The 10,688-nt window shown below is 61.2% G+C and carries 11 protein-coding genes; 5 read left to right on the forward strand and 6 right to left on the reverse strand.

Going from position 1 to position 10,688, the window contains the following annotated elements; all coding sequences use genetic code 11:
* From OQK_RS30685 to OQK_RS27025, 3 genes are all read left to right on the forward strand, one after another.
* A partial coding sequence (locus OQK_RS30685) for a 2-oxo acid dehydrogenase subunit E2 (RefSeq protein WP_162098753.1) occupies nt 1-103 on the forward strand: 103 nt, incomplete at its 5' end.
* 6 nt (nt 104-109) lie between these two features.
* Nucleotides 110-1,483, forward strand: coding sequence for a dihydrolipoyl dehydrogenase (gene lpdA, locus OQK_RS27020; RefSeq protein ID WP_016775200.1), 1,374 nt, complete (start codon nt 110-112; stop codon nt 1,481-1,483).
* A 300-nt stretch (nt 1,484-1,783) separates the two neighbouring features.
* Entirely contained in the window at nt 1,784-2,803 is a 1,020-nt protein-coding gene (locus OQK_RS27025; protein ID WP_016775201.1) for a branched-chain amino acid aminotransferase, read from the forward strand.
* 68 nt (nt 2,804-2,871) lie between these two features.
* Here OQK_RS27025 and OQK_RS27030 read toward each other — a convergent pair whose 3' ends face one another.
* The 4 genes from OQK_RS27030 to OQK_RS27045 all read right to left on the reverse strand — a co-directional run bounded on the left by OQK_RS27030 (nt 2,872) and on the right by OQK_RS27045 (nt 7,001).
* Nucleotides 2,872-3,693, reverse strand: a complete 822-nt coding sequence (locus OQK_RS27030; protein ID WP_016775202.1) for a TIGR03915 family putative DNA repair protein — start codon at nt 3,691-3,693, stop codon at nt 2,872-2,874.
* The gene (locus tag OQK_RS27035; protein ID WP_016775203.1) at nt 3,690-4,910 is read right to left on the reverse strand and encodes a putative DNA modification/repair radical SAM protein; all 1,221 of its coding nucleotides are present in this window, start codon (nt 4,908-4,910) and stop codon (nt 3,690-3,692) included. The genes OQK_RS27030 and OQK_RS27035 overlap by 4 nt, the downstream gene beginning before the upstream one ends.
* 154 nt (nt 4,911-5,064) lie before the next feature.
* A complete protein-coding gene (locus OQK_RS27040) occupies nt 5,065-6,384 on the reverse strand; it encodes an Nramp family divalent metal transporter (RefSeq protein ID WP_038861855.1) in 1,320 nt (439 codons plus the stop codon).
* Between the two features lie 80 nt (nt 6,385-6,464).
* Nucleotides 6,465-7,001 carry a chalcone isomerase family protein gene (locus tag OQK_RS27045; protein WP_016775205.1) on the reverse strand — a complete coding sequence of 179 codons (537 nt, stop codon included), beginning with the start codon at nt 6,999-7,001 and terminating at the stop codon, nt 6,465-6,467.
* Between the two features lie 146 nt (nt 7,002-7,147).
* On the opposite strand from OQK_RS27045, the gene OQK_RS27050 reads away from it, so the two are divergent.
* Nucleotides 7,148-7,921 (forward strand): hypothetical protein, encoded by a 774-nt coding sequence (locus OQK_RS27050; protein ID WP_016775206.1) that lies wholly within the window; start codon nt 7,148-7,150, stop codon nt 7,919-7,921.
* An 83-nt stretch (nt 7,922-8,004) separates the two neighbouring features.
* Entirely contained in the window at nt 8,005-8,562 is a 558-nt protein-coding gene (locus OQK_RS27055) for a hypothetical protein (RefSeq protein WP_016775207.1), read from the forward strand.
* Here OQK_RS27055 and OQK_RS27060 read toward each other — a convergent pair.
* Both OQK_RS27060 and OQK_RS27065 read right to left on the reverse strand, forming a co-directional pair.
* Nucleotides 8,552-9,268 carry an alpha/beta hydrolase gene (locus OQK_RS27060; RefSeq protein ID WP_016775208.1) on the reverse strand — a complete coding sequence of 239 codons (717 nt, stop codon included), beginning with the start codon at nt 9,266-9,268 and terminating at the stop codon, nt 8,552-8,554. The genes OQK_RS27055 and OQK_RS27060 overlap by 11 nt on opposite strands.
* A gap of 204 nt (nt 9,269-9,472) precedes the next feature.
* Nucleotides 9,473-10,585: a succinylglutamate desuccinylase/aspartoacylase family protein gene (locus OQK_RS27065; protein WP_016775209.1), complete on the reverse strand. Its 1,113-nt coding sequence runs from the start codon at nt 10,583-10,585 to the stop codon at nt 9,473-9,475.
* Nucleotides 10,586-10,688: the final 103 nt, after the last annotated feature.

Consider the following 10,688-nt stretch of genomic DNA (forward strand, 5'->3'; position numbering starts at 1 on the left):
CAGCTCCTTCGATCATCGCGTGGTCGACGGCATGGACGCGGCGCTCTTCATTCAGGCCATTCGTGGCTTGCTCGAACAACCCGCCACCTTGTTTGTGGAGTAAGCCCGAATGCAATCTCTGAACACTACGCTGCTGATCATCGGCGGCGGCCCCGGCGGTTACGTCACCGCAATCCGCGCCGGGCAACTGGGCATCCCGACCATCCTGGTCGAAGGCCAATCGTTGGGCGGCACCTGCCTGAATATCGGCTGCATTCCGTCAAAAGCGCTGATTCATGTGGCTGAGCAGTTTCATCAGACGCAGCATCACAGCCAGCATTCGGCGTTGGGCATCAGCGTTGCCGCGCCGACCCTGAATATCAGCAAAAGCGTCGAGTGGAAGGATGGCATCGTTGATCGCCTGACCACTGGCGTCGCCGCGCTGTTGAAGAAAAACAAGGTTCAGGTCATCAACGGCTGGGCGAAAATCATCGACGGCAAAACCGTGGAAGTCGGCGATACCCGAATCCAGTGCGAGCATCTGGTGCTGGCCACCGGCTCGACCAGCGTCAACCTGCCGATCCTGCCGATTGGCGGGCCAATCATCTCCTCCACCGAAGCGCTGGCGCCGACGTCTGTGCCGAAACGTCTGGTGGTGGTCGGCGGTGGTTACATCGGCCTGGAGCTGGGCATCGCCTATCGCAAGCTCGGCGCCGAGGTCAGTGTGGTCGAGGCGCAGGATCGTATTCTTCCGGCTTACGACGCGGAGCTGACACAACCGGTACATGAAGCGCTCAAGCAACTGGGTGTGAAGCTGTACCTCAAGCACAGCGTGCTGGGTTTCGACGGCACGTTGCAGGTGCGCGATCCTGAAGGCGAAACCCTCAATCTGGAAACCGATCAGGTACTGGTTGCCGTCGGTCGCAAACCCAATACTCAAGGCTTCAATCTCGAAGCGTTGAATCTGGAGATGAACGGTTCGGCGATCAAGATCGACAGCGGTTGCCAGACCAGCATGCGCAACGTCTACGCCATTGGCGACGTGAGCGGCGAACCGATGCTGGCCCACCGCGCCATGGCTCAGGGCGAGATGGTTGCCGAGCTGATCAGCGGCAAGCGCCGCGAATTCAACCCGACCGCCATCGCCGCCGTGTGCTTTACCGACCCGGAACTGGTGGTGGTCGGCAAAACTCCGGACGAGGCCAAGGCTGCGGGGCTGGACTGCATCGTTGCAAGCTTCCCGTTCGCCGCCAACGGCCGCGCAATGACCTTGGAATCGAAAAGCGGCTTCGTCCGCGTGGTCGCACGTCGCGACAATCATCTGATTGTCGGCTGGCAAGCGGTGGGAGTCGGCGTTTCCGAATTGTCGACGGCATTCGCGCAGAGCCTGGAAATGGGCGCGAGACTGGAAGACATCGGCGGCACCATTCATGCCCACCCCACCTTGGGCGAAGCGGTGCAGGAAGCGGCGTTGCGGGCGCTGGGGCATGCGCTGCACCTGTAAATCCGTCAAATTGATCGTTCCCACGCTCCGCGTGGGAATGCAGTCCGGGACGCTCTGCGTCCCAACAGCCGAACGCGGAGCGTCCGATGAGGCATTCCCACGCAGAGCGTGGGAACGATCAATCTGCAACCGCCGAACGTCAGATATCTGAGCCAAAGGGGCCGCTTCGCAGCCCAGCGGGGATAAATCCCCTCGCCACAAGCTGCGAAACCGCTCAAGAATGAAGTATTGTTGTGCCCATCCAAAAAAACGTCAGAAGCCTTGAACCGTTTCGGCGGTTGTTCAGTGATAGAGGGTGTCATGGGTAACGAAAGCATCAATTGGGACAAGCTGGGTTTTGATTACATCAAGACCGACAAGCGCTATCTGTCGTACTTCCGCGATGGCGAGTGGGACAAAGGCACCCTGACCGAAGATAACGTCCTGCACATCAGCGAAGGCTCCACTGCCCTTCACTATGGCCAGCAGTGCTTCGAAGGCATGAAGGCCTATCGCTGCAAGGACGGCTCGATCAACCTGTTCCGCCCGGACCAGAACGCCCTGCGCATGCAACGCAGCTGCGCGCGTCTGCTGATGCCGACGGTCGACACCGAGCAGTTCATCGAAGCCTGCAAAGCCGTGGTTCGCGCCAACGAGCGTTTCATCCCGCCGTACGGCACCGGCGGCGCGCTGTACCTGCGCCCGTTCGTGATCGGCGTCGGTGACAACATCGGCGTACGCACCGCACCCGAATTCATTTTCTCGATCTTCTGCATCCCGGTCGGCGCCTACTTCAAGGGCGGCCTGACCCCGCACAACTTCCAGATCTCCAGCTACGACCGCGCGGCCCCGCAAGGCACCGGCGCGGCCAAGGTCGGCGGCAACTACGCCGCCAGCCTGATGCCGGGCTCGAAAGCCAAGAAAGCCAACTTCGCCGATGCGATCTACCTCGATCCGATGACCCACACCAAGATCGAGGAAGTCGGTTCGGCAAACTTCTTCGGGATCACCCACGACAACAAGTTCGTCACCCCGAACTCGCCATCGGTCCTGCCAGGCATCACCCGCCTGTCGCTGATCGAACTGGCCAAATCGCGTCTGGGCCTGGAAGTGGTTGAAGGCGACGTGCTGATCGACAAGCTGTCGGACTTCAAGGAAGCCGGTGCCTGCGGTACCGCTGCGGTGATCACGCCGATTGGTGGCATCAGCTACAACGATCACCTGCATGTGTTCCACAGCGAAACCGAGGTAGGCCCGGTAACCCAGCAGCTCTACAAAGAGCTGACTGGCGTGCAGACCGGCGACATCGAAGCGCCAGCGGGCTGGATCGTCAAGGTTTGAATTGACCGTTGTTGATGTTGGAAAAGCCCTCCATTGAGTGATTGATGGAGGGCTTTTTTGTTGATCTTCTATTTCAAAGCAATCCGCTTCCCGGCTCGACTGGCAATCCCACTCGCCTGCCCATTCTGCTGCTTGCCCATCCGCGCCTGGGTGATCAATCCCGGTATCAACTCCCCCTCCGGCAGATTCTTCCAGAACCGCACCGGCAGATGCCCTTGCATGACCTTCGGGTTCAACCGCGCCGGGTTGAAGATGTGGCTGTAGTAGGTCAACCACAAATCGCCGTGGGGGTCATCGACGTTCTGTGCCAGTTGCTGCCATTCAATCGGGCACTGCCGCTCGTGAATCAATTGCTCACCGTCGTAATAAACGCCGTCACGCGGTGTGGCGATCAACCAGCGATGCTGGCCCATGCGCCCGATGAAATGCTCGCTGGCGCTGTGCAGAATGTCATGCGCCGGTTCGTGCCACGCCACGTATTGTGGACCAGGCAGATCCTTGGACCGCTCGATGAAACGCACGAATGCATGCAGATGATGGGCCTCGCGACTGACCTGCTTGATGCGCCGCTGCAATTCGCTGCCGAGCTTGTCGCCCGCCATCATCGCCGTGCGGTCGCCGTGACTGACGCGCCAGAGCACTTCATACAACAGGCTCCAGCGCTGTTCGCCGCGATAGCGCGCTGCTTGTTCGAGGGTGGCGAGCAGCGCACGGGGAATACGCGCCTGAAACGGCCCCTGCCCTTCGGGCACGTGATCATCACTGGCAAACAGATCGCCAACGCCTTCCGCCGCCCAGCTCACCAGACTTGGATCGATTTCATGGCTGAGCAACCAGCGCGCCTGCTGGCGCCAGGTATCGAACAGATCGTCACAATCGAGACTGATCATCCCCACAACCCCATCTGCTGCGGCATCGGCCGGTCGCGCAATTGCTGGTAGAGCATGTGACTGGTGACTTCCGCCTGTTGCGGGTGGTAATCGCTGGTGATGATGAACGGCTTGGCCTTGGCCAGCACACAGCGCATCCGTGCCACGTCTTCGTAACGGATGCGGCGCTGACGGCGCAACTCGACCAGGCGCTCGGTGGTGCGCAAGCCGATGCCCGGGATGCGTGCGATCAACGTTGCGTCGGCACGGTTGAGGTCCAGCGGGAACACTTCGCGATTTTCCAGCGCCCAGGCCAGCTTCGGGTCAATATCGAGCGCCAGATTGCCCGGGCCTTTGAGCAATTCCTCAGCGCTGTAGCCGTAGCTGCGCAGGAGGAAATCAGCCTGATACAAACGGTGCTCACGCATCAGCGGTGGCGCGGCGAGCGGTACGCTTTTCGGGCTGTCGGGGATCGGACTGAATGCCGAGTAATAGACCCGGCGCAAACGGAAGTTGCCATAAAGGGACTGAGCGCTGTGGAGGATGGTGCTGTCGTCGGTGTCATCGGCACCGACGATCAATTGCGTGCTTTGCCCGGCGGGGGCGAATTTTGCCGAGCGCGGCTCGTTCAACACTGTTTGCACGCCAGTGTAGATGGTGTTCATCGCTTGCTTGATCGAGGTGATGTCCTTCTCCGGCGCCAGCGTCTGCAGGCTGGCATCGGTGGGCAATTCAATATTGACGCTGAGGCGGTCGGCGTAACGCCCGGCTTCTTCGATCAAGGCCGGATCGGCTTCCGGAATGGTCTTTAAATGGATGTAGCCGCGAAATTCGTGCTCTTCACGCAGCAACTTGGCGACGCGCACCAGTTGCTCCATGGTGTAGTCCGCCGAGCGAATGATCCCGGAGCTGAGAAACAGCCCGCTGACGCAGTTGCGCCGGTAGAAATCCATGGTCAGCGTCACGACCTCTTCCGGGGTGAAGCGCGCACGCGGCACATCGCTGGAACGGCGGTTGACGCAGTACTGGCAATCGTAAAGGCAGAAGTTGGTCAGCAGGATTTTCAACAACGACACACAGCGCCCGTCCGGCGTGTAGCTGTGGCAAATGCCCATGCCATCCGTCGAACCGAGGCCACTCTTGCCCTCGGAGCTGCGCTTGGGCGCACCACTGCTGGCGCAGGAGGCGTCGTACTTGGCGGCGTCGGCGAGGATGCTCAGCTTTTCGATGATTTGCATGGCGCGGGCTCTTTACTGTGTGCATATACAGTATAGGCTCGCCCGCCGCGAAACAAGTTGATGGATGACCCCTCGTCGGCTGGCCATCCAGATTGCGGCGTGTGGGAGCGAGCCTGCTCGCGAATAGGCCCTGCCAGTCACCGCAACTCAGTGATCAAACCGCCCACTGCAATATCAACCAGCTGTTAGCCCCGCTGATCACCACAAACAGCCCCCAGGCCAGCACCCGCGTGGGCCAGCGATTCACAAACGGCCCCATCAGCCGTTTGTCGTTGGTCATGCGGATCAGTGGGAACAGGGCAAACGGCAACTGCAGACTCAACACCACCTGGCTCAACACCAGCAACTTGCCGATCGCGTTATCGCCCATGAGCCAGACGCCGATGAACGCCGGAATCAGCGCCAGCCCGCGAGTGATCAAACGCCGCTGCCAGCACGGGATGCGCAGGTTCAGATAGCCCTCCATGATCACCTGCCCGGCGATGGTCCCGGTGAAGGTCGAACTTTGCCCCGACGCGAGCAGTGCCACGCCGAACAGCACACTGGCCAGCGCACCGCCAACCAGTGGGTCGAGCAGGTGATAGGCGTCCTGAATGTCGACCACATCGGTGTGCCCGGACTGGTGAAACGCCGCCGCTGCGAGAATCAGGATCGCCGCGTTGACCAGCAGCGCCAGGGCCAGGGAACCGATGGTGTCGATGCGCGCCAGTTTCACCGCGTCCCGCTTGCTCGCCAGGTCCTTGCCGATCATCCGCGTTTGCACGATCGAGGTGTGCAGATACAGGTTATGCGGCATCACTGTGGCGCCGAGGATGCCGATGGCCAGATACAGCGGCGCCGCATCGCCGATGGCCGCCAGCGAAGGTTTGAAGCCCAGTGCGACGTCTGGCCAGTACGGTTTGATCAACAACAATTCGACGAAGAAACACACACCGATGGTCGCGACCAGCACCAGCATGATCGCTTCGAGACGGCGGAAGCCCCGGTTCTGCAGGGCCAGCACCAGCAGCGTGTCGAACGCCGTCAGAGCGATACCGAAGGTCAGCGAGCAACCGAGCAGCAAGTGAAACGCGAGAGCGCAGCCGAGCACTTCGGCGAGGTCGGTGGCGATGATTGAGATTTCCGCCAGCAGCCACTGCAGGCGCGCGGTCGGCGTGCTGTAGCGCTCGCGGGACAACTGCGCCAGATCGCGACCAGTGGCGATGCCCAGCCGCGAACACAGGCACTGCACGACCATGCCGGCCAGACTCGCCAGCAACACGACGAATAAAAGACTGTAGCCAAAACGCGAACCGGCCTCGATCGCGGTCGCCCAGTTGCCCGGGTCCATGTAGCCGATCGACACCAGCAAACCGGGACCGGCGAAACGCAGCACACGTTTGAAGAACGAGGCAGTCGGATCAACCGCAACACTGCCGGCCACTTCCGGCGGGCAAAACGGCGCGGTGGCGATTTTGGGCAAACTGAATTTCACGCACACATCCAGAAACAAAAACGGAAGCCCGGCAGCTTAGTCGTTTCGTCTGATGCCTTGAAGCGCAAAGATCACTGAACCTATGGGTTCACCCCCAGCAACTGCTCGCGCAACTCGGGACTGCGTGTTCGCGGATCCAGCCAGATATCGAAAAACGCCTTGGCAAACTGCGGATCCTCGATCTCATGCTGCAGCTTCTGCCCGACAAAAAACCGCGCGCCCTGCCCCGGCAGATACACGCCGGTTATGCGCGTGCCGGCCTGCACGTCGACAAACGACTGTTGCATCTGCGCCTGCCAGCCGGCCAATTGCGCCGAAGTGACCCGAGGACCGGCAAGGCGTTTGATCTCATCGACGCTGGTGCTGACCAGATCGTCGCGCGAGATGTTGCGCCGGTAGATCAGCTCCAGAGCAAACGGCTGGCCCGGCGCCAGAGGCCGCGCGGCACTCCACAAGCGCGCGCTGTAAACATCGAAGCCGAACACGCTGAAATCGCCGCTGCCGATGATTTGCGCGCCCGGCACTGCGTCCTGCCAATTGGCCCATGTCGGCGTCAGCAACAGTGCCCACAAGCCGATGCCACAACAGCCGCGTACGAGCTTGGGTGTTCTGTTCATCGCCGTATCGTCTCCGCTGCATTCTGATGATCAAAGCATAGCTGGATTCGCGCTTGAATTTTTGTATACAAAAATTGCGAACATAGGCAGCAATCTTTAATCGGCAGTGCTAACGTGGCTCATCCTGACCCGATGGAGACACCCGCGTGCTGATCCTCAAACTGCTACTGATTCCCGGTTTTCTCCTGCTGATTTCCCTGGCGGGCAAACGCTGGGGGCCGAGCGTGGCCGGGTGGTTGTCGGGATTGCCGGTGGTGGTCGGGCCGATTCTGTTCTTTCTGGCGATTGAACAAGGGCCGCAGTTTGCCGCGCAATCGGCGGTGGCGGCGCTGTCGGCGATGTTCGCGATGATCGCTTTCTGCATTACCTATGCGCAGGTGGCGCAGCGGGCGAACTGGCCGTGGGCGTTGACCATTTCACTGGCGGTTTGGGCCGCGCTGGCGACGGTGTTGTCGGTGATTCCGGCGTCCTTGCCGTTCTCGGTGATTGCGGCAGCGGTGGCACTGCTCGCTTCGCCTTATCTGTTCCCTGAGGTGCAGCCGGTGTTGAACGGGCCAGCACCGAAGTCGGACAAACTGATCTGGCGGATGATCGCCGGTGCGGCGCTGACGCTGGTGGTGACGATGCTGGCAAGCACCGTCGGCGAACGCTGGAGCGGCCTGCTCGCGGTGTTCCCGGTGCTCGGCAGCGTCATGGCAGTGTTCTCGCAACAAACTCGCGGCCCGGCGTTTACCGCTGCGTTATTGCGCGCAACGGCGACCGGCATGTATTCGTTTTCGGCGTTCTGCCTGGTGTCGGCCTTGACGCTGCCGACCATGGGCCTCAGCGGTTTTGTCGTTGGCGTGGCAGTGTCGGTGGCCATGCTCGGGGTGACCCGGCGTCTGCTGGCGCGGCCAGTGGCCAAGGCGCAAGCGCAATAACCGCCCGGAGAATCGCGCTGGAACGCCCGGCACGCTCCGTGGGATGATCGCCCGCCTCGCGCGACCATTCACCGGAGATTCACATGTCATTGTTGAGCAAAAAAGCCCTCGTCCTGATGCTGGCGGCCGTCGCCGGTTTCGCCGCGATCAACGCGCACGCCGCCAAGGAAAAGGTCAAAACCGAGAAGGTTACGCTGCTCGACGGCAAATTCGCCTTCGTCCTGCCCAAAGGCTTTGTCGCCGACCCGCTGCCCGCCAGCCCGAGCGGGGCCAAGGGCACGATGTACACCAACCAGACCACCAAGACCGTGGTCATCGCCGCCGAAAACCAGATCCCCGCAGGCCAGAACGTCAAGTACAACGACGGTGAGTTTCTTGACGGCAGCGTGTCGAGTTTCATCGACGATCAGCGCAAGGCCCTGCCGGACTTCAACAAGCTCAGCGAAAAAAGCCTGACCCAAAAAGGCACCGGCCTGGGGCTGCGTCAGGTTGACAGCACCGCCACTCAGGGCGGTGGCCAAACCCTGAACACCACATTGCTGGCCGGCTCGGGGACGAAGATGGCGCTGGTGCAGGTGATTTCCCGCGTCAGCGACAAGAAGGGTCACGATGCTTTGGTCAAAGCCATCGTCAAGGATTGAGCCGCTGCAACCAGCCGTTCAAATCGCGCAATTCGGCCGCACTGATGCTGTGGCCGACGCCCGGATACGCGTGAAACTCGGGCTGGTAATCGAGCTTGTGCAATAGCGCGTTGGCCTCGGTGCCGTGACGGTAAGGCACCGGATCATCAGCGGTGCCGTGGCCGATAAATATGCTCAGCGGCAGTGGCGCTTGCCCGGGCTTGAGTTCGGCTTTGAGCACCGGCAACAAGCGCCCGCTCAACGCGGCAAACCCGCCCACGACCGCTGGCGCGCGCAGGCCCACTTCGTAACTCATCATCGCGCCCTGGCTGAAGCCGATCAGGTACACGTTGTCCGGCGCGGCGTGATATTTCTTCGCCGCCTGGGCGATAAAGTCGCGCAGCTTCTGGCCGCTGACCTTCAGATCATCGGTCTCGCCGTTGTAGGCGCCTTCACCCTTCTTGCGAAACCACTGGAAACGTCCTTCACCCAACGTCATCGGTGCGCGCACGGAAAGGTAGTTGTACTGCGCCGGCAGCTGAAATTTCATGCCGATCAGATCGGCCTCGTTACTGCCGTAACCGTGCAGGAAAATCACCAGCGGACGTGGTTCGGCGTCGGCGTGGACCTGTTCGAGGTACTTGAGTGGCAGATCGGATTGCAGGGTGGTTTGCGCGTGGACGGCGGTGGATGCGAGCAGGGTCAGCAGGGCGAACAATTTGAGCATTGCAGCGTTCCTTCACAGAGTGTCGGGTTCGCGGGGAGCCTAACATCCTCGGCTGAGGATCCAAATTTTGTGGCGTGGCTGATGCCGCTATCGCTGGCAAGCCAGCTCCCACAAGAACTGCGGCGTCTCCAAAATTTGAGATCAACCGAACCCTGTGGGAGCTGGCTTGCCAGCGATGAGGTCAGCAAATTCAGCGAAGAGCCATCAGTCGTTGGTCAGCTTGCCCGTACGAAACGGCACCCGCCCCGCCACTTTCGCCTGCCAGATCCCCGGCTCGGTATAGCGCCCGCGATCAATCGCGAACAGCACCCCGCTGGTGCCGGCGCGCACGGTGGTCACGCGATCCTGCAACGGGTCAACGACCTCGAACAGCGCATCGCCCTGCTCTACCCACTCGCCGGCATTGCGCAAGAAACTGACCACGCCGTGGTGCGGGGCGAACAAGTATTCAGTGCCTTCGAACGGCAGACCTTCACAACATTCGTTCGGGGCTGCCGGCCATTCACCGCTGATGAAACCCTGCTCGGCGAGAAAACCCAGGATCGCTTCGCAGTTGGCCTGAGCCTGATCGACGCGGGTGTCGCCCATACTGCCCAGCTCCAGCGTCGTCGCCAGATTCGCCGCCGGAATCGCCGCGTTCGGGAATGCTTTGGCCAGACGCAGCCACGGCGTCGAGCACGACTCATCGAATGAGCTGCCGCCGGAGTCCTCGCAGAGCAACGCGACGCCGGCCTGCAACCGCGCCGCCAGCGATTGCCATTGCGGCCAGTGTTGCGGCAGCGCGTAGAGGTGAATCGCAGCGTCGAAGTCGCAGTGCAAGTCGAGAGTGATGTCGGCGTCGCAGGCGTGGCGCAGCAACAAGCGGTGCAAGGCTTCCAGTTGCGATGCCGGCGCCGGCAATTCTTCGAAGACCTGAGCCATGGCCTGGCGGATCACCGCGACGTTGGCCTCGGCATCCGCGCCCAGACGCTCGCCAACCAGAGCAGCGACCGGGGCGCTGAGTTCGACGAATGCGCGGTTGAAATTCTTGCCGCTGCCCAATTCGAAGCGGCCCATGTGATTGCCTTGCAGATGCTGATCCAGGCCGATCGGATTGGCCACCGGCACCAGTTCGATAACGCCCTGCAAACGGCCCTGCCGTTCCAGTTCGTTCAAGCGCAGCTTGAGTTCCCACGCGGTGCGCATGCCCGGCAGTTCATCGGCGTGCAGGCTGGCCTGGATATACACCTTGCGGCTGCCAGCGCCGCAGCGGAACACGCTGAGGGAGCGCTCGCTGCCCAAATGGCTCCAGGGCAGAACGTGGTCGATGCGTTGCATGGAAAACTCCTGAATAGCTGGATTACGCAAATCCCTGTGGGAGCGAGCCTGCTCGCGAATGCGTCAGGTCAGACGATGACGATGTCGAATGTCAGACCGCATT

Origin of the sequence: Pseudomonas sp. R62, assembly GCF_000257605.1 — a bacterium.
In the GTDB taxonomy this organism is placed as follows: domain Bacteria; phylum Pseudomonadota; class Gammaproteobacteria; order Pseudomonadales; family Pseudomonadaceae; genus Aquipseudomonas; species Aquipseudomonas atacamensis.

Excerpts from the sequence above, each read along its gene's own strand:
- lpdA (WP_016775200.1), top strand. The coding sequence starts at position 110 with ATGCAATCTCTGAACACTACGCTGCTGATCATCGGCGGCGGCCCCGGC.
- OQK_RS27025 (WP_016775201.1), top strand. The coding sequence starts at position 1,784 with ATGGGTAACGAAAGCATCAATTGGGACAAGCTGGGTTTTGATTACATC.
- OQK_RS27030 (WP_016775202.1), bottom strand. The coding sequence starts at position 3,693 with ATGATCAGTCTCGATTGTGACGATCTGTTCGATACCTGGCGCCAGCAG.
- OQK_RS27035 (WP_016775203.1), bottom strand. The coding sequence starts at position 4,910 with ATGCAAATCATCGAAAAGCTGAGCATCCTCGCCGACGCCGCCAAGTAC.
- OQK_RS27045 (WP_016775205.1), bottom strand. The coding sequence starts at position 7,001 with ATGAACAGAACACCCAAGCTCGTACGCGGCTGTTGTGGCATCGGCTTG.
- OQK_RS27055 (WP_016775207.1), top strand. The coding sequence starts at position 8,005 with ATGTCATTGTTGAGCAAAAAAGCCCTCGTCCTGATGCTGGCGGCCGTC.
- OQK_RS27060 (WP_016775208.1), bottom strand. The coding sequence starts at position 9,268 with ATGCTCAAATTGTTCGCCCTGCTGACCCTGCTCGCATCCACCGCCGTC.
- OQK_RS27065 (WP_016775209.1), bottom strand. The coding sequence starts at position 10,585 with ATGCAACGCATCGACCACGTTCTGCCCTGGAGCCATTTGGGCAGCGAG.